The 25,099-nt window shown below is 70.8% G+C and carries 22 protein-coding genes and 1 pseudogene; 9 read left to right on the plus strand and 14 right to left on the minus strand.

Annotated features, from left to right (window positions below; translation table 11 throughout):
- Nucleotides 1-59 precede the first annotated feature (59 nt).
- Nucleotides 60-1,346: an SWF or SNF family helicase gene (locus PV679_RS04955; RefSeq protein WP_319678778.1), complete on the minus strand. Its 1,287-nt coding sequence runs from the start codon at nt 1,344-1,346 to the stop codon at nt 60-62.
- Nucleotides 1,343-4,273 (minus strand): DEAD/DEAH box helicase, encoded by a 2,931-nt coding sequence (locus PV679_RS04960; RefSeq protein WP_319678779.1) that lies wholly within the window; start codon nt 4,271-4,273, stop codon nt 1,343-1,345. The genes PV679_RS04955 and PV679_RS04960 overlap by 4 nt, the downstream gene beginning before the upstream one ends.
- 274 nt (nt 4,274-4,547) lie before the next feature.
- Between PV679_RS04960 and PV679_RS04965 the strand changes: the two genes are divergently transcribed.
- On the plus strand, nt 4,548-5,621 hold the full coding sequence (locus tag PV679_RS04965) for an acyl-CoA desaturase (protein ID WP_319678780.1): 1,074 nt from the start codon (nt 4,548-4,550) through the stop codon (nt 5,619-5,621).
- 69 nt (nt 5,622-5,690) lie between these two features.
- Complete coding sequence (locus PV679_RS04970; RefSeq protein WP_319678781.1) at nt 5,691-5,873, plus strand: hypothetical protein; 183 nt, start codon at nt 5,691-5,693, stop codon at nt 5,871-5,873.
- A 127-nt stretch (nt 5,874-6,000) separates the two neighbouring features.
- Here the strand turns inward: PV679_RS04970 and PV679_RS04975 are convergent, their stop codons facing one another.
- From PV679_RS04975 to PV679_RS04990, 4 genes are all read right to left on the minus strand, one after another.
- Entirely contained in the window at nt 6,001-7,383 is a 1,383-nt protein-coding gene (locus PV679_RS04975; RefSeq protein ID WP_319678782.1) for a tannase/feruloyl esterase family alpha/beta hydrolase, read from the minus strand.
- A gap of 238 nt (nt 7,384-7,621) precedes the next feature.
- A complete protein-coding gene (locus PV679_RS04980; RefSeq protein ID WP_319678783.1) occupies nt 7,622-8,527 on the minus strand; it encodes a hypothetical protein in 906 nt (301 codons plus the stop codon).
- 118 nt (nt 8,528-8,645) lie between these two features.
- Nucleotides 8,646-8,936 (minus strand): hypothetical protein, encoded by a 291-nt coding sequence (locus PV679_RS04985; protein ID WP_416069653.1) that lies wholly within the window; start codon nt 8,934-8,936, stop codon nt 8,646-8,648.
- 214 nt (nt 8,937-9,150) lie between these two features.
- Nucleotides 9,151-9,750: a class I SAM-dependent methyltransferase gene (locus tag PV679_RS04990; protein WP_319678784.1), complete on the minus strand. Its 600-nt coding sequence runs from the start codon at nt 9,748-9,750 to the stop codon at nt 9,151-9,153.
- A 158-nt stretch (nt 9,751-9,908) separates the two neighbouring features.
- Between PV679_RS04990 and PV679_RS04995 the strand changes: the two genes are divergently transcribed.
- The 3 genes from PV679_RS04995 (at nt 9,909) to PV679_RS05005 (ending at nt 12,524) form a co-directional block, all read left to right on the plus strand.
- A complete protein-coding gene (locus tag PV679_RS04995; RefSeq protein ID WP_319678785.1) occupies nt 9,909-10,310 on the plus strand; it encodes a YciI family protein in 402 nt (133 codons plus the stop codon).
- 56 nt (nt 10,311-10,366) lie between these two features.
- Nucleotides 10,367-11,689, plus strand: coding sequence for an RNA polymerase sigma factor (locus tag PV679_RS05000; protein WP_319678786.1), 1,323 nt, complete (start codon nt 10,367-10,369; stop codon nt 11,687-11,689).
- Between the two features lie 169 nt (nt 11,690-11,858).
- Nucleotides 11,859-12,524 carry a 4'-phosphopantetheinyl transferase family protein gene (locus tag PV679_RS05005; protein ID WP_319678787.1) on the plus strand — a complete coding sequence of 222 codons (666 nt, stop codon included), beginning with the start codon at nt 11,859-11,861 and terminating at the stop codon, nt 12,522-12,524.
- Nucleotides 12,525-12,608: 84 nt separating this feature from the next.
- Here PV679_RS05005 and PV679_RS05010 read toward each other — a convergent pair whose 3' ends face one another.
- Complete coding sequence (locus PV679_RS05010; protein WP_319678788.1) at nt 12,609-13,037, minus strand: PPOX class F420-dependent oxidoreductase; 429 nt, start codon at nt 13,035-13,037, stop codon at nt 12,609-12,611.
- Between the two features lie 140 nt (nt 13,038-13,177).
- On the opposite strand from PV679_RS05010, the gene PV679_RS05015 reads away from it, so the two are divergent.
- From PV679_RS05015 to PV679_RS05025, 3 genes are all read left to right on the plus strand, one after another.
- Nucleotides 13,178-13,579 (plus strand): roadblock/LC7 domain-containing protein, encoded by a 402-nt coding sequence (locus PV679_RS05015; protein WP_319678789.1) that lies wholly within the window; start codon nt 13,178-13,180, stop codon nt 13,577-13,579.
- Between the two features lie 303 nt (nt 13,580-13,882).
- Nucleotides 13,883-14,794, plus strand: a complete 912-nt coding sequence (locus tag PV679_RS05020) for a DUF6397 family protein (RefSeq protein WP_319678790.1) — start codon at nt 13,883-13,885, stop codon at nt 14,792-14,794.
- Nucleotides 14,795-14,953: 159 nt separating this feature from the next.
- Complete coding sequence (locus tag PV679_RS05025) at nt 14,954-15,337, plus strand: hypothetical protein (protein WP_319678791.1); 384 nt, start codon at nt 14,954-14,956, stop codon at nt 15,335-15,337.
- A gap of 44 nt (nt 15,338-15,381) precedes the next feature.
- Here PV679_RS05025 and PV679_RS05030 read toward each other — a convergent pair.
- Both PV679_RS05030 and PV679_RS05035 read right to left on the minus strand, forming a co-directional pair.
- A pseudogene (locus PV679_RS05030) lies at nt 15,382-15,516 on the minus strand (NADP-dependent oxidoreductase); the annotation flags it as partial.
- An 11-nt stretch (nt 15,517-15,527) separates the two neighbouring features.
- The gene (locus PV679_RS05035) at nt 15,528-16,499 is read right to left on the minus strand and encodes a fibronectin type III domain-containing protein (RefSeq protein ID WP_319678792.1); all 972 of its coding nucleotides are present in this window, start codon (nt 16,497-16,499) and stop codon (nt 15,528-15,530) included.
- A 291-nt stretch (nt 16,500-16,790) separates the two neighbouring features.
- On the opposite strand from PV679_RS05035, the gene PV679_RS05040 reads away from it, so the two are divergent.
- Nucleotides 16,791-17,585, plus strand: a complete 795-nt coding sequence (locus PV679_RS05040; protein ID WP_319678793.1) for an SDR family oxidoreductase — start codon at nt 16,791-16,793, stop codon at nt 17,583-17,585.
- Nucleotides 17,586-17,741: 156 nt separating this feature from the next.
- Here PV679_RS05040 and PV679_RS05045 read toward each other — a convergent pair whose 3' ends face one another.
- The 5 genes from PV679_RS05045 to rhaI form a co-directional block, all read right to left on the minus strand.
- On the minus strand, nt 17,742-18,488 hold the full coding sequence (locus tag PV679_RS05045) for a carbonic anhydrase (RefSeq protein WP_319678794.1): 747 nt from the start codon (nt 18,486-18,488) through the stop codon (nt 17,742-17,744).
- Nucleotides 18,489-18,611: 123 nt separating this feature from the next.
- Nucleotides 18,612-19,628: a LacI family DNA-binding transcriptional regulator gene (locus PV679_RS05050; protein ID WP_319678795.1), complete on the minus strand. Its 1,017-nt coding sequence runs from the start codon at nt 19,626-19,628 to the stop codon at nt 18,612-18,614.
- A 132-nt stretch (nt 19,629-19,760) separates the two neighbouring features.
- Nucleotides 19,761-21,287: a rhamnulokinase gene (locus PV679_RS05055; protein WP_416069660.1), complete on the minus strand. Its 1,527-nt coding sequence runs from the start codon at nt 21,285-21,287 to the stop codon at nt 19,761-19,763.
- 319 nt (nt 21,288-21,606) lie between these two features.
- Entirely contained in the window at nt 21,607-23,670 is a 2,064-nt protein-coding gene (locus PV679_RS05060; RefSeq protein WP_319678797.1) for a bifunctional aldolase/short-chain dehydrogenase, read from the minus strand.
- 57 nt (nt 23,671-23,727) lie between these two features.
- Nucleotides 23,728-24,897, minus strand: coding sequence for an L-rhamnose isomerase (gene rhaI / locus PV679_RS05065; protein ID WP_319678798.1), 1,170 nt, complete (start codon nt 24,895-24,897; stop codon nt 23,728-23,730).
- Between the last annotated feature and the right edge of the window lie 202 nt (nt 24,898-25,099).

The following is a 25,099-nucleotide window of genomic DNA, read 5'->3' on the forward strand; positions in this document are numbered from 1 at the left end:
CGTCGGCACACCGGCCCGGCCCGGCGCCACCTCAGCCCGGAAGTCCTCGTTTCAGTCCGTCATCCCTCGCTCAGCGCGTCCGCCAGAGCCGCCGCGGGATCGTGACCGGCGGGGCCGGCCGGGATCCATCGGCCGTCCTCCTCGCGGTACGGCCACCAGCGCCCGTCGCGTCCGTACCGTAGCTGCGCCGGTCCGTCCGCCACCGTCCAGCGGCCCGCGCCGCCGGCCCGGAGCGGCGGCCGGTCTCCGTCGTCCCAAGCGGCGTCGAGAGCGGCCGCCGCCCGGCGGAGTGCCTCTGGTTCCGGTGTCCATTCCTCCTCCAGCACGGCGAGGGCCGCCGCACCACCGAACCGCCAGGCGCGCACCGCGAGATCCAGCTCGGTGCGGCTCCGGCCGGTGCCCGAGGCGAGGCGCTCGACGAGCCGGGCGTCGGACGTCGATGCGGCGAGCCGTACACCGTCCTGCCCGGCCGTCAACTCCGGCTCCAGCGGCTGCCGTTCATGACCGGGTGACAGCGCGTCGGACAGCATCCGCAGGGCCCTCGCCGCCGCGTCGCCGGCCAGGAACTCCAAGGCGTCCTCGTCGACCTCCGAGGGCGGTTCCGCCGCCGTGCCGAGGACCGGCGGCTGCTCCGCCTCCTGCGGCAGTGGCGGCGGAGCGGGCAGCGGCGGCAGGATGTCCTGGGCCGCGAACGCCTCCGCCGCCGGGACGCCCGCGCTCTCCTCTGCCGGTGCCTCGCCGGCCGGCGGCTCCCGCCGTGTGCGGACGGCGCGGGAGACACTGCGTACCTGCAACTCGTCGAGAAGCCCGCGCTCGGTCCGGCCCCGCATCAGCAGCAGGACAAACGGATCCTGGTCCAGCAGCCTCGCGACCTGGTAGCAGAGCGCCGCCGAATGAGGGCAGTGGTCCCAGGCCTCGCAGGTGCACTCCGGCTCCAGATCGCCGATGCCGGGCAGCAGTTCGACCCCGGCTCCCGACGCGTCCTCCACCAGATGCGGTGGCATCTCCCGGTCCAGCAGCGCCGCGATATGACCCGCCCGGTCGACGGCCATCTCCAGAAAGCGGTCCCACTCCTCCTCGCTGAGCTGTTGCAGCAGCACATCGCTGCGGTGCGCGGTGCCGTCCCGGTCCCGTACGACCGCGGTGATCCGGCCCGGGCGTACGGACACGGCACCGACGGCGCCCTGGCGGGCATGGCGGCGTCCGCGCTTGAGCTGCTCGCCGTCGAGCGCGGTGTCCTCCAGTGCCTTCAGCCAGGCCCGGCCCCACCAGGACTGGGCGAAACCCCGTCCTCCGGTCGGTGCCAGAGCGGCGAAGACCCGCTCGTCGTCCTCCGTACCGCTCATCGCGCGCTCCCTCGCAGCTCCACCAGATCCGCCAGCTCGGCGTCGGTCAGCTCGGTCAGTGCCGCCTCGCCGGAGCCGAGCACGGCGTCGGCCAGCCGCTTTTTACGGGCGAGCATCTCGGCGATCCGGTCCTCGATGGTGCCCTCGGTGATGATCCGGTGCACCTGCACGGGCCTGTTCTGCCCGATCCGGTACGCACGGTCCGTGGCCTGGTCCTCGACGGCGGGATTCCACCAGCGGTCGAAGTGCACGACATGCTCGGCGCGGGTGAGATTGAGCCCGGTGCCGGCGGCCTTCAACGACAGCAGGAACACCGGTGTTTCGCCGCGCTGGAAGCGGTCCACCATGGCCTCGCGCTCGGCGATCGGGGTGGCGCCGTGCAGGAACTGCGTTGGCACACCGCGCGCCGCGAGATGCTGTTCGAGCAGCCGCGCCATCCGCACGTACTGGGTGAAGACCAGCACACTCGCGCCCTCGGCCAGGATCGTGTCGAGCAGCTCGTCCAGCAATTCCAGTTTTCCGGAACGGTCCGCGATGCGTGGGCGCTCCTCCTTCAGATACTGCGCGGGATGGTTGCAGATCTGCTTGAGCCCGGTCAGCAGTTTGACGACCAGCCCGCGGCGCTCCATGCCGTCCGCCTCCGAGATCGCCGCGAGGGTCTCCCGCACCACGGCCTCGTACAGGCCGGCCTGCTCCCTGGTGAGGGAAACGGCCCGGTCGGTCTCGGTCTTGGGCGGCAGCTCGGGCGCGATGCCCGGGTCGGACTTGCGGCGGCGCAGCAGGAACGGACGGACCAGCGCGGCCAGCCGCTCGGCCGCCGCCGGGTCCTCGCCGCTCTCGACGGATCGCGCGTAGCGGTTACGGAAGGTGCCGAGGCGGCCCAGCAGACCGGGCGTCGTCCAGTCCAGGATCGCCCACAGTTCGGAGAGGTTGTTCTCGACGGGCGTGCCGGAGAGCGCGACCCTGGCCCCGGCGCCGATGGTGCGCAGTTGTCCGGCGGTGGCCGAGTACGGATTCTTGACGTGCTGTGCCTCGTCGGCGACGACCATGCCCCAGGCCACCTCGGCGAGCTTCGGCGCGTCCAGCCGCATCGTGCCGTACGTGGTGAGGACGAACTCTCCCTCCGCCAGGCCCTCCAGGACACGGGAGGCGCCGTGGAAGCGGCGTACCGGCGTACCGGGCGCGAACCGCTCGATCTCGCGCTGCCAATTGCCCATCAGCGAGGTGGGACAGACCACCAGGGTCGGGCCGGCGGCCGACGCGTCGGTCTGCCGGTGCAGATGGAGAGCGATGAGAGTGATGGTCTTGCCGAGCCCCATGTCGTCGGCGAGACAGCCGCCGAGACCGAGCGAGGTCATGCGGTGCAGCCAGTTGAGGCCACGGAGCTGGTAGTCGCGCAGTGTCGCGTCGAGCGCCGCGGGCTGTCCGATCTCCGGCTCCAGGGGCTCGGAGCCCAGGGTTCCCTCGGGGTCGGCGAGGCGGTCGCGAAGCTGGGCGAGCCAGCCAGAAGCCCGCACCTCGACGCGGCGGCCGTCGACTTCGGCGGAGCCGGTCAGTACGGCTCCGAGCGCGTCGACCGGGGTGAGCGCGCGGTCCCGGCTCTCGCGGGCTCGCCGGGCCTCCGCCGGGTCGATGAGCACCCATTGGTCGCGCAGCCGTACCAGCGGGCGCTTCGCCTTGGCGAGTTGGTCGAGCTCGGCGCGGGTGAGCCGCTGGTCGCCCAGCGTGAACCACCAGTTGAAGCTGATGAGCGCGTCGGCCGACAGGAAAGAGGACGGATCGGCCCGGGTCCGGTGGGATCCGCCGCTGTCGCCGGGCCCGGATCCGGAGGCGGTGTCCGGCGGCCCGACGACCGCGCGTGCCGTGAGTGTGCGCGCCAGCTCTCTGGGCCAGTGCACCTGGACGCCGGTGGCCGCGAGCGCTCCGGACGCCTCGCCCAGCAGCTCGGTGATGTCCTCGTCCGCGAGTTCGACGGCATCCGGCACGGCGGCGGAGAGCAGCGGAGCGAGCGGTGGCCAGGCGCGGGCGGCCCGGCGCAGGGCGAGCAGGGCGTCCAGCCGGGCACGCGGCCCGAAGGCCGCACCCGGAGCGGAGTCGGAGGGGCCGTCCGACCATACGTCGGCGGCGTCGGCGACGACGGTGGGATCGCTGACGCTGTGCATCTGGAGCACGGCACGGAAGACGGGCCCCGCGTCCGTGCCGCTCTCGCCGTCCGGCGGTTCGCCGTCCGGGAGACCGCGCAGTTCGACGCGGAGAGAGAGCCGTACGCCGGTGTCATGCCCGGCGGCCACCTCGGCGGCCCAGTCGCGCAGTCCGGGAAACCGTCGCGGTGGTACGGCGGCGAAGGCGGCCGAGGCGGCGGCGACCGGCGCCGCGGGTGTCCGCGGCAGACCGTCGACGACCGCGTCGAGGAAGTCCCGCAGCAGCCGTTCGGGCTCGGGCAGCAGAAGCGCGCCCGTCGAGGTCGTGGCGAGCGGGACGGCGTGCGCCGAGGGCGGCATCGAGGCGGCGAGCACACGGATCCGCTCCAGATCGGCGGCCGTCAGCGGCCCGGCCCGCCACGCGTCGTGATCCGTACCGGTGAGACCGGGCAACATCCGGCCACGCGCGGCGAGTTGCAGGGCGAGCAGCGCGGCCGCACCCCAGAAGGCCGCCGACGGTGCGGCGTTCACCGTGACGCGTGCCCTGGTCAGGAACGCGAGCGCGTCCGGTACGGGCATCAACAGGGCTCTGACCGTGAGCGGGCGGGCCCCGGCGCCGACGACGGCCAGCTCCTCCACGGAGCCCGGCGCGGAGGGCGGTTCCGAGCCGTCGGGGTGCCAGTAGGCGATCCGGCCGGTGCGGGCCGGATCCGCGGCGAGAAAGACCGTGGAACAGCGGGCGAGTTCGGAGATCCGGGAGAGCGTTGCCACGGGAAGCCTGTGCACAGCGAAGACGCATTCCTCAAGTTTGACTACCTCAGGTCGGAGCCGCCGAGGGTACCTCACCGCGGCCCCGGGCGCAGACAGCGACGTCGTGACCCGGCTCGTGCCATGCCGGCCGCTGTGGACAGCACCACCGTCGACCCCCGGGAAGCCCCCACCTTTTCCGGGTGGTGGCCTCATGGTCGCGGGCGGTCACATCCTCGTACGTTTCAGGAGGACCAGCGCGGTCAGCGCGTTCCTTCCCCCAGCCACCTCGGCCCAGAGACCGGAGACCGACATGCCCCAGGCCGCCATCGTCGCGGAGTCCAAACCCGATCCCACGGCCGACCGCACCGCCGGCAGTGAATTCGCACCCCTCCTGCGGACCGTCCGGGAACAGGGTCTCCTGGAGCGCCGGGCCGCCTGGTACGCCCGGGGAATCGCCGTCAATCTGATCTTTCTCGCGGCGATCGTCACCGGGATGGCGCTGCTCGGACCTTCCTGGTGGACGCTGCTCCTGGCGCCTCCGCTGGCCATTCTGTCGGCGCGGATGGCGTTTGTGGGCCACGACGCGGGACATTCCCAGATCACCGCCGACCGGGGCAAGGGCCGACTGATCCAGCTCGTGCACGCCAATCTGCTGCTCGGTATGAGCCAGGAATGGTGGAACGACAAACACAACAAGCACCACGCCAACCCCAACCACATCGACAAGGACCCCGACGTCGCCGCTGACATCCTTGTCTTCACCCAGCAGCAGACGGCGGGCCGCACCGGACTGCGCCGCCGGCTCACCCGCCACCAGGCCTGGCTGTTCTTCCCGCTGACCACACTGGAGGGCATAGCCCTCAAGGTCTACGGCTTCCAGGCCGTCTTCTCCCGGCAGGACACTCGGATGCCGGCCCGCCGGCGCGCGGTGGAGGGACTGCTTCTCGCGGCCCATGTCGGCGGCTACGTGACCCTGCTGCTCACCACCCTCACCGTGGGCCAGGCCATCGTCTTCGCCCTCCTGCACCAGATGCTCCTCGGCCTGCATCTGGGCATGGCCTTCGCGCCCAACCACAAGGGCATGGAGATGCCGGACCCGGAGAACAGCCAGGGCTGGGGGCATCTGCGCAGGCAGGTACTCACCTCGCGGAACATCCGCGGCGGCCTGTTCACCGACTGGTTCCTGGGCGGACTGAACTACCAGATCGAGCACCATCTCTTCCCGAGCATGCCGCGCCCGCACCTCCGGCTCGCCCAGCCGCTGGTGCGCGCGCACTGCCTCGCGCGGGGAGTGTCCTATACCGAGACCGGGCTGATCGACTCGTACCGGCAGGCCCTCGGACATCTGCACCGCGTCGGCGAACCGCTGCGCGTCGGCGCATAGTGGAACTGGCGGACGCATCCGTGCGTTCACGTGGCAGGAAGCGGCCGTGGCCGCGAAGGAGGCGTCGAGATGTCGGCAAGAGCGAAGATCACCATCGGGGGAGTGGCCGTAGGCCTTCTTCTGATCCCGCTGATCGGATTCTGGTTCTCGCTGCTGGTGGTGCTTGGAGTGCCCGCGGTGGCGTATCTGATGCTTGACCCGTCGCAGCGCCGCAGACTCCGACGGATCAACCGCAAGGAGCTCGGCCGCTGATCCCGGGCCTGGTGGGCCCGGCTCGGCACGGGACGCGGGAGTGCTCCGCCCCGCCGGACAACCTGAGATCCGGCGGGGCGGAATGGATCAACAGCGGCCGGGACGGGCCGGAGTCCGGGTGTCTGCCTCAGCTCAGCGCGCAGGAATTGACCACGTCGCCGGCCGCGGGCCTGCGGATCGTGTGATCCGCGGGCGGGGTGGCGCCGTCCTCCACCCAGTTCGTGAGAGCCGTGAACGCCGAGCGGTAGCACGGCAGGATCGGACGCAGACGCTCCGGATAGGTGTCATACAGACCGTCGGTGTGAGAGCCGTTCTCCACCGTGTAATAGCGGTGCAGTCGGCCGCGGCCCCGAGTGTCGATCATCCGCGCGTACACATCGGAGTCGGTGGCGATCGGCAGCAGCGAGTCCAGATCGCCGTGCAGCGTGATCATCGGCTTGCCGATCCGCCCGGTGAGCGCGACCTTCTCAACGGCACGGTGGACGGACGCCGGGCGTGCGGCGTAGTCGTAGGACGCATCGGAGGGACAGGCCGCGAAGATCTCCTCGGTCGTCGAACCGGCCGACGATCCAGGGCACTTGGCGTCGTACGACGGGTCGAACTCCGCGCGGAACATCTTCTGGGTCAGACCCCAGTACGCCGCTTCGTGGTAAGGCCACAGGAACTGGGAGCCGTCCGCGAAGCCGGCCGCGAGGAGATCCGCGTCATCGGCCGTGCCGAGCTGCCGGGCCACGGTGACCGGCAGGCTCGTCAGCAGATTGGGCCCGCGAGTGGTCCAGAGCGTGCCCTCCCAGTCCACTCCTCCGTCATAGAGCTCCGGACGGTTCTCCAACTGCCAGCGCGTCAGATAGCCGCCATTGGAGATGCCGGTCATATACGTGTGGCGGGGCCCGTGTCCGTACCGCTGTCCCACGGCCTTCTTGGCGGCGCGCGTCAGCTCGGTGACCCGATGGTTCCATTCGGCGACGGCGTCGCCCGGCCGTGCGCCGTCGGTGAAGAAATCGGCTCCGGTGTTTCCCTTGTCCGTGGCGGCGTAGGCGTATCCCTGCGACAGCACCTGGTCCGAGATCAGCACATCCGTGGAGTACTGCTTACGGGTGCCGGGCGCGCCCGTGACGACCAGACCGCCGTTCCACCGGTCGGGCAGTCTGATCACGAACTGGGAATCGTGCTGCCAGCCGTGCGTGGCGTTGGAGCGGGAGTCATCGGGGAAATATCCGTCGATCTGGATCCCGGGCACGCCGGACGGATTCCTCGTGCCCGCCGCGGACAGTCCGGCCTGGTCAGCGGTGTCGGTATACGGCGTGCCCGCGAGCGCCTTTGTTGTCAGATCTCCGAGACACGCGCTCTGCTGGCGCCCGGCGCCCGGCACATCCAGCCGGTGCTGCCTGGCGCAATGCTCCGCCGCCGACCGGTCCGGCGGCGCACTGCCCGCCGCTCCCGCGGGACCGACGGAGGAAAGCCCCATCACAAGGGCGGCGAGAATCGGAATGCCTCTGGACAAGCGCATGGGGTCTCCGGTGAGCGTCGGGATGGGCGGGTGCGCCGCCATATCGTGCTGGGGCCGTTCCCGTACGGCCATGGGCCCGGCCCACATCTCGCACGGCTCGGGCATGTGCGTCTCACGGACAGGCGTGGGAGATCGTCTCTGCCGACGCGACAGGAGAGTGTTGACCGGCCACGGGTGGTGACCGGTGGCGGATGGTGACTTGTGATCGGCGCCGGGTAGCGGGCGGCCGGTGCCGGGCTCAGGCGGGACGTACCGCCATCGCGTCGAGCGCCGCGAGCAGCGCGGGCAGTTCGGTGCCGCGGCCGACGGGCAGCACCTCGCCCGGCTCGTCGTCCATCAGGACGAACGCGATGTCGTCCGTCCTGGCGACAAAGGACCAGCCGGGACCGTCGGCGCGCAGCGTCCGTGCCCCGCCCGGCGCGAAGCTGGAACGGACCCGGCCGAGTGGAGGCGGCGTATCGACATAGGCGCGCAGCTCCTTGAGGACCCGTCGCACGCCCTGATGCCGCACGTCCTGATGCCGCACGCCCTGATAAGAGGGCTCCGACACGCCGGCGGCGGTGCCGGTGGTTCCTGCGGACTGCTCGCTCTCCGGATTCTCGCTGGTCTCGGCGGGCCTTACGGGGACCGCGCCGTCGAGCCGTTCCCGCCACGCCGTCCACTGGAGGGCGATCTCGTCGGCGCCGAGGCGGCGCTGGGCCGGTCCCCAGGTCTCCGTGTCGGGCGGTGCGAGCGGCGGCGGTCCGCCATCCGTGTGCGCGGACGGCGGACCGCCGGGATCGGGCTCCGGGTCGTGCGGCGCGGGCAGACCGGGCGCCGTGACCGCGAGGGCGACCGGCCAGCCGGGCAGCGCGGAGACGATGGTGCGCTCGTCCGGAGACAGGTCGTACTCCATACCGCAGTCCCAGGCCGCGATGGCGACCGCGACCAGTGACACGTCGTCCACCACCACCGTCCAGCGGGCGCCACCGCTGTCCTGTCCCATGACCAGGCCGTATCCGCGGGGCCAGGACGCGATGCCGAGGGCCGCGCATGCCTCCGGGTAGTCGTCACCGAGCACGGTGGGGAACTGCGCGGGCGTGAGCAGCGCGGCGGTCAGCACATACAGCGCGTCGTCGTCCGTGGAGTCGTCCGTTCCGGTCACGGCACCTCCTCGTCCGGTCGCTTGTCCGGCGCACCCTAACCAGTGGGTAACCCGGACGTCGAGAGCGTGACACGGACCGGATTCCGCTCCGGCCCGGAGCACCGGTGGCGCACGGTGGTCAGTCGGCCGGCAGACCGAGCAGGCCCCGGGCCACGGCCTGCGGCGACTCGTTCCGTTCCCGGGCCAGTGCGATGACCGCCCGGCAGGCGAGTTCGCTGACGCCGAAGGAGAGCGCCTCGGGCGAGACCCAGCCCGACGCCTCGTCCATCCGCTGCTGGTCGTCCTCCGCACACGCCGACACATAGGTGGCGGCGGCCTCGAATATGTTGTGCTGCCGTGTCCGGGGCCGCTCCGTGGTCGTGGCGGCGGCACGGTCCGACACGAGGATCCTGCGCAGTCTGCTGAACACCGGGTCCACCTTCCCCCTGCTGCCTGACGTGGTGCGGACCGGAGGGCTGTCCCGGTCCGCTCATCCAACGTACGGGCGGCCGGGCCCTGGCAGAAGCCCCGGTCCACGGGCCGCCGCCGGCCGCGCGGCAGGGATATCCGGCAGTGGCCGACAGCGTCGGCCCGCCGGAGACGTCGTCGAGCGCCGCGCCGCTCCGGCACTCGGCCCCGGTACCTCAGTCCCTTCGGACCGCCAGGGCGAGGAAACGGGAGTCCTCGTCGGCGTACGACTCCAACTGCCAGCCCGAACCGGCCAGCAGCGGACGGAGGTTGGGCTCGGCGCGCAGATCGTCAGACGTGAGCTGTCTGCCCTGCCGGGCGGCGAGTGCGGCCCGGCCGATGGGATGGAACAGCGCCAGCCTGCCGCCAGGACGTACGACTCTGGCCAGTTCCCGCAGATTCTCGGCGGGCCGTGGCAGATGAGCGATCAGCCCCGCCGCGAACACCGCGTCCAGCGCCTCCGAACGCACCGGAAGCCGGCTCACATCGGCGAGCAGCAACCGCCCGCTGCGCTGACGGCCGGCCCGTACGGCGGCGTCCAGCATCGCCGGGGTCAGATCGGCGCCCAGCACCGTGCCGTGTGTTCCCACCGCGTCTCGCAGCGGAGGCAGCGCGCGTCCCGTCCCGCATCCCGCGTCCAGCACCGCGTCGCCGGGACGCAGCCCGAGCTCGGCGACGGCGGCGGCATAGGACGGACCGTCATCGGGAAAGCGCGTGTCCCAGTGCGCGGCCCGGGAACCGAAGAATTCCTGCACATGCGTGTGGTCGTCGGCCATGAGGACATGATCTCCCAGTGCCGTCCGAGCCGCCGTCGCGCGGTCCTCTCGCAGAAATTTCTTCCGGAAACCTCGCCGGCGATGTCGAAATCGCGTCGTGTGCTTCTACCTCTCCATGAGAGGCGCCGACGAGGGCGCGACAGTATGAGGAGAACACCATGAAGTACATGCTGCTGATGCAGTTCAGCGAGAAGACCGTGGACTTCCCGCCGATCACAAGCTGGACCCCTGAGGAGATCAAGGCACACATCGCCTTTATGCACGACACGAACAAGAAGCTCGCCGAGGCGGGCGAACTGGTCGACGCGCAAGGGCTGGCCGGGCCCGGCCAGGCGAAGACCGTCCGGGCCGGCAGCGGTGGCGCTCCTGTTGTCACCGACGGCCCCTACCCTGAGACCAAGGAGTTCCTCGCCGGCTACTGGATCGTCGACTGCGACACCGCCGAGCGGGCGGTGGAGCTCGCCGCCCATGTGTCGACAGCTCCCGGCCCCGGCGGTGAGCCGCTGAACATGCCGATCGAGGTGCGCCAGGTGATGGCGGCACCGGCCGAGGAGATGTGAGCCCTGACTGATCCGGAGACCCACCCGGGGGCCAATCCGGAGACGCTCACCGCGACATGTCCCGGAATCAAACGCGAACCCGTCCGGTGACCGGTCCCGAGGAGACGGCCGAGGACCTGCTGCGCGCGCTGGCGCCGCAGGTCGTCGGCGTACTCACCAGGCGGTTCGGAGACTTCGACGCCGCCGAGGACGCCGTACAGGAAGCGCTGCTGGCGGCTGCGGTCCAGTGGCCGGGTGAGGGCGTGCCGCGCAATCCGCGCGGCTGGCTGATCCAGGTCGCGAGCCGCCGTATGACCGAGCGGGTTCGCGGTGAGCGCGCACGCCGCCGCCGTGAGGACCTGGCGGCCGGGCAGGTGCCCGCCGACCGGCAGGCGGCACCGCCCGCCGACACCGACGACGCGGCCGCCCGGGACGACTCGCTGCTCCTGCTGTTCCTCTGCTGCCACCCCGCGCTCTCGCCGTCGTCGGCGATCGCACTGACGCTGCGGTGTGTCGGCGGACTGAGTACGAGCGAGATCTCCCGGGCCTTCATGGTGCCCGAGGCGACCATGGGACAGCGGATCAGCCGGGCGAAGCAGCGCATCAGAACGTCCGGCATCCCGTTCCGGCTGCCGGACGACAAGGACCGCGCCCGGCGGCTGGACGCGGTGCTGCACATCCTTTATCTGATCTTCAACGAGGGGTATGTCACGAGCGAAGGGCCGGACCTGCAGCGGGTCGAGCTGTCCCGGGAAGCGATCAGGCTGACCAGGGCCCTCCACCAACTGCCTCCCGGCGACAGCGAGGTCGCCGGTCTGCTCGCGCTCATGCTGCTCACCGACGCCAGGAGCGCCGCGCGTACGGGCCCGGCAGGCGAACTCGTGCCGCTCGCGGAGCAGGACCGTGGCCGGTGGGACGCCGGGGCCGTCGCCGAAGGCATCGCGCTCATCACGGCCGCCCTGCCGCGAGGGCCGCTCGGTCCGTATCAGGTCCAAGCGGCGATCGCCGCCGTGCACGACGAGGCGGCGACGGCGGCGGAGACCGACTGGCCGCAGATCCTGGCGCTGTACGGAGTGCTGGAACGGCTGTCCGCGAACCCGGTCGTCTCGCTCAACCGGGCCGTGGCCGTCGCCATGGTGCAGGGACCGGCAGCGGGGCTCGACATCCTCAATACCCTTGAGGCCGAGGGCCGTCTGGCGGGCCATCACCAGATCCATGTGGTGCGGGCCCATCTGCTCGACATGGCCGGCGACGCGCAGGGCGCGCTGGAAAACTTCCAGGAGGCGGCCCGCCGTACGGCCGGCCTGCCGGAACGGCACTACCTCACGATCCGCGCCGCCCGGCTCGCCGCCGCCCGGCCCGGCCTCGGTCACCGAGCGGGTGAGCCGCCACTTCCGTAAGCGGGACGGCCGCGGCGTCCACCCGGCGGTAGCCTGGTCGGCGCGCCGGGCAGCATACGGACACCACGCCTCCCGTCCGCACGCCAGGAGATGTCAGAGCTGCGAGGAGACCGCCCTGTTCGACGCCGACCACCGAAGTGACCCGGTCGCCGGGCCGCGCCCGGGAACAGTGGATCTCTGGCTGCTGGACACCACGGGTATCGAGGAGGACTCGCTGGATCTCTCGCTGCTCGACACGGACGAACTGCGTCGCGCCCAGGCGTTCGTCCACGGGCGTGACCGGGTCCGCTATGCCTCCGCGCACACCGCGCTCCGGCGGATCCTCGGGCGGTACACGGGGCTTCCTCCGCAGGACCTCGTCTTCGGCCGCGACGTCTGCCCGTGCTGCGGGGGGCCGCACGGCAGGCCGGTACTCACGGAACCCTCCCACGCGCCGCACTTCTCGCTGTCCCACGGCGGTGATCTGGTCCTGATCGGTGTCGCGGACGCCGCCGTCGGCGTCGACATCGAACCAGTGTCGGCGCCGGACACGGTCGCCGAGCTGAGCAGCGTCCTGCACCCCGCCGAGCGGGCCGAGCTGTCGGCCGAGCCCCTGGAGCGGCGAGGGACCGCCTTCACACGTCTGTGGACACGCAAGGAGGCATACCTCAAGGGTCTCGGCACCGGTCTGGGACGTGACCTCGCCGCCGACTATCTGGGCACCTCGGGTCTGGCCGAACCGCCGTCCGGCTGGACCGTCTCCGATGTGCCCGCGGGCCCTGGTTACGCGGCCGCCTGCGCCGTATCCGGTTCCGCGTCGGACATGCGCGTGCGGCATCTTTCCGCTCCTGCCTGACCGGCCGTCCCGCGCGGTCGGGCGGAGGACGCGTCCTCACTCCGCGGGCGGCGAAGTGAGGACTTGTCCGTCCGGACCGGTGGGTCAGTCCGCGACGGCCGCGTAGGCCAAGACCTTGTCGATCCGTACGCGCACCACCAGCTCGCCCGGCACACCGTTGCGCAGCCCGAACTCCTCGGCCTGCTCCGCGCCCATGTACCGGGCGGCGATCCGGGTCGCCCAGGCGCGCAACCGCTCAGGCTCCTCGTCGATTTCGGCCCGTCCCTGGATCACCACGAAGGCGAACGGCGGCCGCTCGTCGTCCACGCACAGCGCCACGCGGTTGTCGCGCAGCAGATTGCGGCCCTTCACGGTCTCCTTGCCGGTGTTGAAGACGAGGTCGTCACCGTCGAGAACGAACCAGACGGGCGCGATATGAGGGCTCCCGTCGGCCCGCACGGTGGACAGTTTGCCGGTGCGCGTGCCTTCGGAGACGAAGGCGTGCCACTCCTCTTTGCTCATGTGTGTCGCCATGCGCGCATTCTCTGCCGTCGGGAAGGCCCGGCGCGCCACGACGCCCCGGAAGCTCAAGGACGGCTTGCCCACGAGCGGCGGGTGCGCAAGGCTACGGGCGTCGCGGGACGTGGGGAACACCTGAACGGGGAGGAACAACAATGCCGTTGGAAAAGGGACTCGACTGGCTGCTGGACGACCTGACCGAACGGGTCGAGCACATACAGCACGCACTGGTGCTGTCGAACGACGGCCTGGTGACGGGAGCCAGCGCGGGGCTCGCTCGCGAGGACGCGGAGCATCTCGCCGCGGTCTCCTCCGGACTGCACAGTCTCGCGCGGGGATCCGGACGCCATTTCCGGGCGGGCAAGGCCCGGCAGACCATGGTCGAATTCGACGAGGCGCTGCTGTTCGTCACCGCGGCGGGTGACGGGAGCTGTCTGTGCGTACTGACGACGGCCGAGGCCGATGTCGGCCAGGTCGCCTACGAGATGACCCTGCTCGTGAACCGGGTGGGCGAGCACTTGGCCGTCGCGGCCAGGCAGCCTGTGCCACCCGTCTGAACGGCCTCTGAGCTGGGCCTTCCAAGCGATCGGCGGAGTTATCCACAGGCCGAGCGGAAAACATCTCTGCCGCGCTACGGTCATCACCGAGAGTAGTTACGCCTCACGGGGAGGACCATCATGTCCGTCAGCGATGGCCAGGAACAGGTTCGAGCGCAGGCACCGGCACCGACACGGCGAGGGACCGAGAGCCGGCTGCGGAGCGGCACACGGCACGGGGTCCGGCGTTGGCCGCGGGCCCAGGACATCCGGGATACGCACGCCACCGGGACGGGCGGGAGAGCCCCAGGCGCTGTTGGCGCCGTGCGGGCCGCGCGGGAACTGGAGCTGAGGCGTGGCGAGTTCGCGCTCGCCGTGCGGCTCGGGCATATCCGCACCACGGCCGGGCCGGGCGCGGGCCGGCGGCAGGTCAGCCGGCAGGAGATCGAGCGGGTGCGGGCGGCGGACGGTTTCCCGGACGCGCTGCGCGAACGGGTGAGGACCGTGGGCACCGCCGAGGCAGCGAAGCTGATGACCGTCAGTCCGGGCCGCTTCACCCGGCTGGCACGAGCGGGATGTGTCACTCCGGTCCGGCTCTCTCTCAATCGCTATCGCGCGATCGTCTGGCTGTATCTGGCCGAAGAGCTCAGGGCGTTCGCCGCCGGGGAGCCGGCGCTGCTCGCGGGACGATTGCCGCCGGCGCTGCGCGCGTGCCTCGACGAGGGAGAAGACCGTCGTCCGCGCAACTGGCGCAGCCGACGGGTGGGCTTTCTGCTGCGCGAGCGAGAAGATCCCTGGGAGCGGGCCGCGGCGGTCGGCTGTGTGCTCGGCCCCGTCGAGCTGGCCCGGGTGGTGGCCGATCCGTCTGAACGCGCCTGTCTGCACCGGCTGCGGCCGGATCTCGCCCAGGCCCACCCGGTGTCCGAGGCGGCGCAGGCGACGGTGCGGAGCCTGCTGGTGGCGGACCGGCCGGACGAGGTCCGGTGGTACCGGGCCAGTCTGACCGCACTGCTGGAAGAGGCCAGGCGCGCTCTTCCCGCCGCGTGCCCAGGAGGCATCGCCGGGCGTCGTCACGATCCCGCTCCGTATGCCGCGGAGCCCGCGCCGCGCGGTGACGGAACGGCGCCGCCGGTGAGGCCATCCGAACCGCCACCCGTCGGCAGGCGCGCGCCGTCCGGACTGACGGTCCGCCAGTCCGGCAGGGGCCGGCCCATCGGACGCACGGCCTCGCGGTGACGGAGGGTCTGACGGTGAGGAACTCACGGCGGGCCGAGGACATCGGCCGGAGGTGTCGGACGAGGCAGGCCCCGCTGCGCGCCGTACGGGACCGGTTCCTGCTGTCCGGGCCTCGATCTCCAGCGACGAGTCCCTCGACCTGGCGGGCAGACTGTGGCCATGGAGCTTCCCGCGCAAGCCGTTGCGGCCACCGTGCTGATCGAAGTCGTAAGGATCTCCTTCCTCCCGACCGAGCTGGGCACCCCCTATCCCGGCGAGGTGATCGCCCACTGGGCCGGGAGCGAGGCCGCCGACGCCTTGGCCTTGATCGAGACCCTGCCCGGCAGCGAGCAGCACCGCTGCGGTTTCTCACCAGGCTGGAGTATCCGGGCATACGAGGACACCCTCGACCTGGTGTTGTTCGAGGCGGCATTTTGCTTCCGGTGCCACGAGGTCCGGATGCATGGAACGGCTGTGCCACCCGCGCTCGCCACACAGTTTTTCGACGCGGATGCTCCGTCGGCCCAGACCCTCCTGGTCCTCTTCCGCGAGGCGGCCCTGTGACCAGGCTTCCGGATTCAGCACTCCGGTTGGCCAGACGGGACAGAGTGGCCCACACCACCACCGCAGGCGGCGGAGTGGATCAGGACGCGCTGTCCGGGCTCGACTTGTGCGGCGTCGATGAGCGACCGCCACGCGGTGAGCGCGGCCGGCGGCAGCGCGGCGGCCCGGTCGTGGCCGATCGACAGGACCGTCAGGACCGGCCGCCGGTGACGACGGTCCGCTCCGCCGAGAATGTGCCCCAGTTGCCGTCGGGCAGTTTGGCGCGGAGCTTCACCCGATAGGTCTCGCCGGCCTTCTTGCTCACATACACGCTGTATGTGGCCCGGCCCCGCGGAGCCTCGTCGCCCCAGGTCAGAGTCGTGGCGAACGCCCCGTCGAGATAGATCTGGTACGACGGGACATCGGCGCCGGTCCTCGGAGCGAGCCAGGACAGATCGACATAGTGCGCGCCGTCGGCGGTGTGCGTCGTGGCCCGGAAGTCGATCGGCGCGGTATCGGGATCGTCACCGGGTCCGTGCGGAGTGGTGATCTCGACGGCTCGGCTGGCGGGCGAGGAGTTGTCCGCGGCGTCCCGGGCGGTGACCGTGAAGCTGTAGTGCGTCCCAGGCCGCAGCCGGGTGATCCGTGCCGTGCTGGTCTCGCCTCCGACGCTATGGATCTTGGAGCCGCCCTGGTAGATGTCGTACGAGGTGATGCCCTGGCCGGCCGCCGCCCTGACCCAGCTCAGCCGCGCGGCCCGTGCTCCGTCGCTCTTTCCCGCAAGCCCTGCGGGCCGGGCGGGAGCGTCCCTGTCCTCGGCGACCGCGGCCGGTGTGGTGACGGACTTCGCGCCGCTGTGCGGCGAGAGTGTGCCATCGGCGTCCCGGGCGCGGACCGTGAAGGAGTAAGTGGTCGAAGGCTTCAGCCCGCTGACATCGATCATGTTCTGCGCGGCCGGGACATCCTTGACCTTCGTCTTGCCCCGGTACACCTCGTACCCGCTGATTCCGGCCTTGCCGTCGGCCTGGTTCCACATCACATGGACGGAGCTGGCGCTCCCGGCCTGGACGCTGACCCCGGCCGGCGCCGAAAGCGGCTTCGCGCCGTCATCGTCGGAACCGCAAGCGGCCAAGGTGAGAACGGCGGCGGACACGAGCGCGGCGAGGCTGGAGATCCTTTTCATGGCCTTGTCCTCCATCCGGGGCAATGGTCTAGACATATATGACACAGGTGTCGGGTCCACATCAAGAGGGCAGGGCTTGTCGCATGACGGATCATCATGGTTCCGCCGCCATCCCGACCGCCCGGTTCCATAGGCATCCGTCGGGTGTTGAGGGGTAGCGTCGTTGAGGTGTCGCTTGCCGGCCAGGGACTCTTGACGCGACACACCGCCGGGATTCCTCCGGCCGGGCCGCGGCGTCGCCCTGGCGCACAATGTCGTGGCTCAACAAGGGCACAGGGAAGGATCTGAATCGTGCGTATCGACCTTGCCGGAAAGACCGCTCTGGTGACGGGCTCCACCCAGGGAATCGGCGCGGCCATCGCGACCGGTCTCGCTCGCGCCGGAGCCCGTGTCGCGGTCAACGGGCGTACGGCCGAGTCCGTCAACGCGGCCCTGGAGCGACAGCGCTCGGAGGTGCCTGACGGCGAATTCCTGGCCGCGCCCGGTGATGTCGCGTCGGAGGACGGTACCGGGCAGGTGGTCGACGGGCTGCCTCAGGTGGACATCCTCGTCAACAACCTGGGCATCTTCGGTGCGAGGCCGCCGCTGGAGATCGGCGACGAGGAGTGGCGCCGCTATTTCGAGGTCAATGTGCTGTCCGCGATCCGGCTCACCCGGGCCTATCTGGGCGGGATGACCGAGCGGTCCTGGGGCCGTATCCAATACATTGCCAGCGATTCCGCGGTGGTCATTCCCGCCGAGATGATCCACTACGGCATGTCCAAGACCTCGCTGCTCGCGGTCTCCCGCGGTTTCGCCAAGGCGGCGGCGGGCAGCGGAGTGACCGTCAACTCCGTCCTCGCGGGCCCGACACACACCGGTGGCGTCGAGGACTTCGTCTACGAGCTGGTGGATTCCTCGCTGCCCTGGGAAGAGGCGCAGCGCGCCTTTATGCGCGAACACCGCCCGCAGTCGCTGCTCCAGCGTCTTATCGAGCCCGAGGAGATCGCCCATATGGTGGTCTATCTGAGCTCGCCTCTCGCGTCGGCCACCACCGGTGCGGCCGTCCGCGTCGACGGCGGTTACATCGACTCGATCCTTCCCTGACCTGACCTGACCTGACCTGACCTGACCTGACCTGACCTGACCTGACCTGACCTGACTGAGCGCCGCCTGCCCGGCCGGAGCCGGGCGGTGGTGGCCGGCGCCGGGCCCCTCCGGGCGGACCGCGTCCGTGCCGGCGGGGCCCGGCGGAAGCGGTGGTCAGTCGATCCGGTGGACGAGCTGAGTGGTGAGTTCGTATCGGGCTCCGACGATGGCCAGCTTGCCCTCGGCCACCTTGGCCGCGAGGTCGGGCTCCGCCGCCAGGCGCTCGGTGATCCGCCGGACATTGGCGCTGATGGTGGCGTCGGTACGCGCGTCGCCCTGCTGGCTGTGGTCGATCGCGGGGCGTATCTGATCGGCCAAGTACTGAATGTGAGCCGGGAGTTCCGCGCCCGTCCCGTCCGCCTGGACGGCCGCGGCGACGGCGCCGCACGACTGGTGTCCAAGGACCAGGACCAGCGGTATGTCCAGTTCCAGTACGCCGTAGCAGATGCTGCCGAGCACGGCCTCGTCCAGAACCTCACCCGCCGACCGCACGGTCAGCAGATCGCCGAGCCCCTGGTCGAAAGCGAGCTCCGGCGGCACCCGGGAGTCGACGCATCCGAGGACGATCGCGAACGGGTGCTGGCCCGATACGAGAGTCCGCCGTACGGTCTCCGTCTCGTGCGGGTGCTGCTCCCGGAAGGTCCGCCAGCGCCGGTTGCCCTCGGCGAGTTCTCTGAGTGCCTCGTCCGGCGTGGCGGGCCGGGGACGGGCCGGACGGGAGTGGGTGGCCGCGCCGGCGGAAGGTGCGGCGAGGGCCACTCCGGCGGTGGCGGCGGTTCCCGCGAGAGCCGCGCGGAGCAGCGTGCGGCGTGGTGTGTCGGTGGAAGCCGGAGGCGTATTCGCCTGTCTGGTCGATATCACGGCCGGAGACTATCCGTGACAGCCTTGGCCATGGGTTGGTGATGGCGTCTTGTTGACCCTTTCTTGAAGCAATTCCCCTTCGGAAGAAGGGCGTTCGGCGTGCGTCCGACCGCAGTCCGGCCCTCACAGCTGCCGTGTTGAACTGCGTACCACCAGCTCGGGCTGGAGGACGACGGAGCGATGCGTGTGGTGCTCCGCGTCCGGCCCCGTCTCTTCCATCAGCATCTCCGCCGCCGTACGGCCCATCCGGTCCGCCGGCTGCCGTACCGAGGTGAGTGGTACGACAGCCGCGGCCGCGAACTCGATGTCGTCATAGCCGACGATCGACATGTCGCCAGGGACATCGACCCCGGCCCCGTACATCGCCTGCAGGACGCCCAGCGCGAGCAGATCATTGGCGCAGAACACGGCCGTCGGACGCTCCGCCAGGCCCAGCAGCCGCGCGCCCGCGTCGATACCGGACGCCACATCCAGCCGCGCGGACTCCACCTGTCGCAGCGCCTGTTCGGGCAGACCGGCCTCACGCAGAGCGGCCAGCGCGCCGGTACGGCGGTCCCGGCACTGAGGAAGGGACATCGGGCCGCTGATATAGGTCACCGAGCGGTGCCCGGCGGCCAGCAGATGCCTGACCGCGAGCGCGCCGCCCGCCACATCGTCGACGGAGACGGAGCAGCCTTCGGCGGTGGGCACGGCCCGGTCGACATGGATGAACGGAATGCCACGGCGCGCGAACTCCCGCACATTGCCGCCGGTCGTGTCGGCCGGAGTGAGCAGCACACCGCGGACCCGCTGTTCGGCGAAGAGCGACAGATACTCCGCCTCCTCCGTCCTGCTCCCCGCGCTGTTGCAGAGCATCACACCGAGGCCGTCCTCGCGCGCCGCGCGCTCGGCGCCCTTGGCCACGGCGACGAAGAACGGATTCGCCATGTCGAGCACCAGGATGGCCAGGATGCGACTGGTGCCGACCCGGAGCTGCCGGGCCGTCTCGCTCCGTACGAAACCGAGCTCTTCGATCACCGCCCGCACGCGCAGACGCGTGTGCTCCGAGACCTTCTCGGGCCGGTTGAGCACATTCGAGACGGTTCCGACCGAGACACCGGCCAGCCGGGCCACGTCCTTGATGCCGACCGTCTGCGCCACGCGTGCTGCCTGCCCTGTCACTTGTCATCGGGACCCCATGCCGTCGGAGGTCCTTCTCGGCGACACCCGACCGGATCGACCATCATATAAGCGGCGCGCACTGCCGGAGTGGTTGGCGTCCGGCCCCTCAGATCACATCCGCGCGCCCTCGGCGGCGATCAGCGCCGCCGCCCGGTCCCAGTCAGCGCCGCCGGGTGCGGGCTCGTACCGGCGGAACTCCGCTGTGCCGCGGAGCAGGGCACGCAGATCCGAGAGGTCGCCACGGACCGCACCCGCCGCGCGTGCCTGGACGAGTACGTTGCCCAGGGCCGCAGCCTCGGCCGGTCCGGCCACGACCGGCAGGCCACAGGCGTCGGCCGTGAGGCGGCACAGCAGTTCGTTGTGGGCGCCGCCGCCGACGAGATGCACGATGTCCACGGCACGGCCGGACAGACGCCGCGCGTCCTCGATCGCGCGCCGATGGGCGAGGGCCAGCGAATCGAGCACACAGCGGGTGATCTCGGCCGGTCCTTCCGGCGCCGGCCTGCCGGAGCGACGGCAGGCGTCCACGATGCGCCGCGGCATGTTCCCGGGCGGCAGAAACGCCGGGTCGTCCGCGTCGACGAACGACCGCAGTCCCGGCACATCGGCGGCCTCGCGCAGAAGCCGGTCCAGCCGCTGAGGCGTCCCGGCGGCCTCCCAGGTGCGCAGGCATCCCTGAAGCAGCCACAGTCCCATGATGTTGCGCAGATAGCGGACGGTGCCGTCGACGCCCAGCTCGTTCGTGAAGTTGGCCCGACGGCTCTCCTCGGTGAGCACCGGCGCGTCCAGTTCGAGTCCGGCGAGAGACCAGGTGCCGGTGGCGACATAGGCGAACCGGTCGCCGGCCGCGGGAACCGCCGCGACGGCGGAGGCCGTGTCGTGGGAACCGACAGTCGTCACTCGGACCGGGCCCGTCAGACCGGTCTCGGCCAGCACACCGGACAGCAGCCGTCCCGCCTGATCGCCCGGCTCACGCAGCGGCGCGAACAGCGCGAGGTCGATGCCGAGCGCGTCGGCGACTGACCGGGACCAGTCGCGGGTACGAGGGTCGATGAGCTGGGTGGTGGAGGCATTGGTGAGTTCTGTCCCGGCCTCGCCGGTGAGCCAGTACGCGATGAGATCGGGGATCAGCAGCAGCCGGCTCGCGGCGCCGAGCGCCGGACTGCCCTGTGCGGCTGTGAGCTGGTACAGCGTGTTGAAGGGCAGGTACTGCAGGCCCGTCGCCTCGTACAGCACGGTCGGCGCGAGCACCGACGCCACCTTGGCGGCCTCACCGTCGGTGCGCGTGTCGCGGTAGTGCACCGGATTTCCCAGCAGCGCGCCGGACGCGTCGAGCAGGCCGTAGTCGACGGCCCAGCCGTCGATCCCGACGCTCAAGGGCGGCATGCCCGCTGCGGCGCCGACGGCCCGCAGCCCGTCCAGCACTCCCGCGTACAGGGACAGGATGTCCCAGTGCAGTGTGCCGCCGGTCCGTACGGGTCGGTTGGTGAACCGGTGGGCCTCCCGGAGGCGCAGCGTTCCGGCGCCGTGGCCCGAGACATGTCCGGCCATGACGCGGCCACTGGACGCGCCGAGATCGACAGCGGCGAAGAGGAGCGGTTCGGTGTCTGACACGGGAAACCTCGTGGATCGGCGGATCTCGTTGGCCGGCGGACGCGGCGGGCGGACGGCTCCGCCGACGGAGCCAGCCACGTATGTCCAGTACGAGCCCGCTCCTCCGCCTTGGCGATCGCACGCACCAGACGTCGCGGGCCCCGCCCTCCGGGCGGACGGCGCTATTTGTCAGACAGGGCCTAAGGGCTGTCCCGTCATCCCTGGTGGATCAGCGCGCGGCGTCAGATGCGGTGGATCGCGAGGCGGAGGGACGCTCGCATACTGGATGTATCCGGGCGTTCCGACAACGCGGCGAGGCGCCGTAGCTGTCGTCGCGCGCCCGCCGGGGATTACGGGACAGCCCTTAGCGCAGAAAGGCCGCCGCCACACCGGCGTCGACCGGGACATGCAGCCCCGTGGTGTGGCTGAGGTCGCCACCCGTCAGCGCGAACACCGCGTTGGCCACATGCTCGGGCAGCACCTCGCGCTTGAGGAGCGTCCGCTGCGCGTAGAACTCACCGAGCTTCTCCTCCTCCACCCCGTACACCGCGGCCCGTTCGGCGCCCCAGCCGCCGGCGAAGATCCCGGAACCCCGCACCACACCGTCCGGGTTGACGCCATTGACCCTGATGCCGAGCCCGCCCAACTCGGCGGCCAGCAGCCGCACCTGATGGGCCTGGTCGGCCTTGGTCGCGGAGTAGGCGATGTTGTTGGGACCCGCGAAGACCGAATTCTTGGAGACGATGTAGACGATGTCGCCGCCGAGGTCCTGATCGGTCATGATCCGCGCGGCCTCGCGGGAGACCAGGAACGAGCCGCGCGCCATGATGTTGTGCTGGAGGTTCCAGTCCCTGGCGGTGGTCTCCAGCAAGGGCTTGGAGATCGAGATGCCCGCGTTGTTGACGACCAGATCGACTCCGCCGAAGGCGAGGGCGGCCAGGTCGAACGCCGCCTTGATCTGCTCCTCGTCGGTCACGTCGACGGTGACCGCGACCGCCTTGTCCGGGCCGCCCAGCTCCTCGGCGACCGTTGTCGCGCTGTCGGTGTTGAGGTCCGCGACCACCACACAGGCGCCTTCGGCCACCAGCCGGTGCGCGACGGCCCTGCCGATGCCCGAGCCCGCTCCCGTCACCAGGGCGACCCGTGTGGCCAGCGGCTTGGGCGCGGGCATACGGCGCAGCTTGGCCTCCTCCAGCTCCCAGTACTCGATACGGAACTTCTCGGCCTCCTCGATGGGCGCGTACGAGGAGACGGCCTCGGCGCCGCGCATCACATTGACGGCGTTGAGATAGAACTCGCCGGCGACCCGGGCGGTCTGCTTGTCCCTGCCGAAGGAGAACATGCCCACGCCCGGCACCAGCACGATCGCCGGGTCCGCGCCGCGCATCGGCGGCGAGCCCGGCACCGCGTGCCGCTCGTAGTACGCGCGGTACTCCTCGCGATAGGCGGTGTGCAGCTCGGCCAGCCGGGCCCGCACCCGCTCCAGCGGCGCGCCGGCCGGCAGATCGAGAACAAGAGGACGGACCTTGGTGCGCAGGAAGTGGTCCGGGCAGGAAGTGCCGAGGGCGGCCAGCCGCGGATGTTCGGCGCGCGAGAGGAAGTCGAGGACCGGGCCGGTGGCGGTGTAGTGGCCGACCTGCGGCCGGTCGGTGGAGGCGAGACCGCGGATCAGCGGTGCGAGCGCGGCGGCCCTGGCCCGCCGCTCGGTCTCGGGCAGCGGCTCGTACCCGGAGAGCAGCGGGCCGAAGGGCTCTGGTCTGCCGCGCTCCGCCAGAAACGCCTCGGCGGTGCGGATGATGTGCAGGGAGTTGCGCTCACACTCGTCCGACGTGGCGCCCCAGGCCGTGATTCCATGACCGCCGAGGACACATCCGATCGCCCGCGGGTTGGCCTCCTTGACCGCGGCGATGTCCAGGCCGAGCTGGAAGCCGGGACGGCGCCAGGGGACCCAGACCACCGTGTCGCCGAAGCACTCCGTCGTGAGCTTCTCGCCGTCGGCCGCGCAGGCCAGCGCGATACCCGAGTCCGGGTGGAGATGGTCCACATGAGGTGCGCCGACCAGTCCGTGCATGGCGGTGTCGATGGACGGAGCCGCTCCGCCCCTGCCGTGCAGGCAGTAGTCGAAGGCGGCGGCCATCTCGTCCTCGCGCGCCACTCCGGGATAGACCGCGGTCAGCGCCCGCAGCCGGTCGACGCGCAGCGCGGCCAGTCCGCCGGCCGTGAGGGTGCCCAGATCGCCGCCCGATCCCTTGACCCACATCAGCTCGATCTCGTCACCGGTCACGGGATCGGGCGCGGATCCCTTCGCGGAGGTGTTGCCACCGGCGTAGTTGGTGTTGCGCGGATCGGCGCCGAGCCGGTGGGAGCGGGCGAGGAGCTGCTCCGCCACGGGATGGACGACGGGAGGTGCTTCGTGCTGGTCGGTCATCATGTCCCTCTGTGAGGTGCGGACTTCGCGCCGGACGGGCGGGCCTGAGGCGGCGGCTCAGGCTCCCCAGCCGGCGGGAGTGCCGCCGACCCGGTCGGCGATGATCTTCTTGCCATAGCCGGAGGCGTGATAGGCGGCGACGGGGTCGGCGTCCGCGCCGAGTTCCGCGCGGACCTCGGCCACCAGCGGACGTACGTCGGTGTTGAACGCGTCCATCAGGACCGCGTTGGCCGCCAGCACATCTCCGGCGCGCTGGGCCGTGTCCAGCGCCTCCGCGTCCACCAGCAGCGCCTTGGCCGTGGCCTCCTGCACATTCATCACCGAACGGATGATCGCGGGGATCTTCTCCTCGATGTTGTGGCACTGGTCGAGCATGAAGGCCGTCTCCGCCGTGAATCCGCCGCCTCTGATCACCTCGTACATGATCCGGAAGAGCTGGAAGGGATCGGCGGCCCCGGCCATCAGATCGTCGTCCGCGTAGAAGCGGGAGTTGAAGTCGAATCCGCCGAGCTTCTTCTCGCGCAGCAGCAGCGCGACGATGAACTCGATGTTGGTGCCCGGCGCGTGGTGTCCCGTGTCGACGACCACTTGTGCCTTCGGCCCCAGCCGCAGACAGTGCGCGTACGCCGTGCCCCAGTCCGGTACGTCCATGGCGTAGAAGGCGGGCTCGAACAGCTTGTACTCCAGCAGCATGCGCCGGCCCTCGCCCAGCCGCTCGTACACCGCGGACAGCGCCTCGGCGAGCCGGCCCTGACGTGCCGAGATGTCGTCCTGCCCGGGATAGTTGATCCCGTCGGAGAACCACAGCTTCAGATCGCGCGACCCCGTGGCGTCCATGACGTCCACGCACTCCAGCAGATGACCGAGCGCCTTGCGCCGCACAGCGGCGTCCGGATGGGTGACGGACCCCAGCTTGTAGTCGTCGTCCTGGAACACATTCGCGTTGATCGCCCCGATACGCAGCCCCGCTGCCCGGGCCTCGGCCGCGAGCGCGCCGTAGTCGTCGACGCGGTCCCACGGGATGTGCAGGGCCACCGACGGTGCCACGCCCGTGTGCGCGTGCACTCGCGCGGCGTCCGCCAGCTTCTCGCCCGGTGTCCGCGGCACACCCGGCTGCGCGAACACCTTGAACCGTGTGCCCGAATTCCCGAACGCCCACGACGGTGTCTCGACAGCCTGTGACTTCAGCGCCGCCTTCACGGCGGACACGGCGGATCGACCGGTCATCTCTCAGCGCTCCCGTGGTGCGGACCCGCGGTGCGAGTCAGTGACACGATTCTTCATGAATCGTTTCATCGCGGCGAAGTTATGGGACTTATGAAGAGGTGTCAACCCTTCGCGCGGCGGCCGTAATTGTCCGGAGCGGACCCTGTGAATTCAACGGAAAATGTCGCGCACGGCCCATTGACGCCGCCGACGATCGCCGTTT

The sequence above is a fragment of the Streptomyces sp. AK02-01A genome (assembly GCF_033795305.1).
Taxonomy (GTDB): Bacteria; Actinomycetota; Actinomycetes; order Streptomycetales; family Streptomycetaceae; genus Streptomyces.

Excerpts from the sequence above, each read along its gene's own strand:
- PV679_RS04955 (WP_319678778.1), bottom strand. The coding sequence starts at position 1,346 with ATGAGCGGTACGGAGGACGACGAGCGGGTCTTCGCCGCTCTGGCACCG.
- PV679_RS04965 (WP_319678780.1), top strand. The coding sequence starts at position 4,548 with ATGCCCCAGGCCGCCATCGTCGCGGAGTCCAAACCCGATCCCACGGCC.
- PV679_RS04970 (WP_319678781.1), top strand. The coding sequence starts at position 5,691 with ATGTCGGCAAGAGCGAAGATCACCATCGGGGGAGTGGCCGTAGGCCTT.
- PV679_RS04975 (WP_319678782.1), bottom strand. The coding sequence starts at position 7,383 with ATGCGCTTGTCCAGAGGCATTCCGATTCTCGCCGCCCTTGTGATGGGG.
- PV679_RS04990 (WP_319678784.1), bottom strand. The coding sequence starts at position 9,750 with ATGGCCGACGACCACACGCATGTGCAGGAATTCTTCGGTTCCCGGGCC.
- PV679_RS04995 (WP_319678785.1), top strand. The coding sequence starts at position 9,909 with ATGAAGTACATGCTGCTGATGCAGTTCAGCGAGAAGACCGTGGACTTC.
- PV679_RS05000 (WP_319678786.1), top strand. The coding sequence starts at position 10,367 with ATGTCCCGGAATCAAACGCGAACCCGTCCGGTGACCGGTCCCGAGGAG.
- PV679_RS05010 (WP_319678788.1), bottom strand. The coding sequence starts at position 13,037 with ATGGCGACACACATGAGCAAAGAGGAGTGGCACGCCTTCGTCTCCGAA.
- PV679_RS05015 (WP_319678789.1), top strand. The coding sequence starts at position 13,178 with ATGCCGTTGGAAAAGGGACTCGACTGGCTGCTGGACGACCTGACCGAA.
- PV679_RS05025 (WP_319678791.1), top strand. The coding sequence starts at position 14,954 with ATGGAGCTTCCCGCGCAAGCCGTTGCGGCCACCGTGCTGATCGAAGTC.
- PV679_RS05035 (WP_319678792.1), bottom strand. The coding sequence starts at position 16,499 with ATGAAAAGGATCTCCAGCCTCGCCGCGCTCGTGTCCGCCGCCGTTCTC.
- PV679_RS05060 (WP_319678797.1), bottom strand. The coding sequence starts at position 23,670 with ATGACCGACCAGCACGAAGCACCTCCCGTCGTCCATCCCGTGGCGGAG.
- rhaI (WP_319678798.1), bottom strand. The coding sequence starts at position 24,897 with ATGACCGGTCGATCCGCCGTGTCCGCCGTGAAGGCGGCGCTGAAGTCA.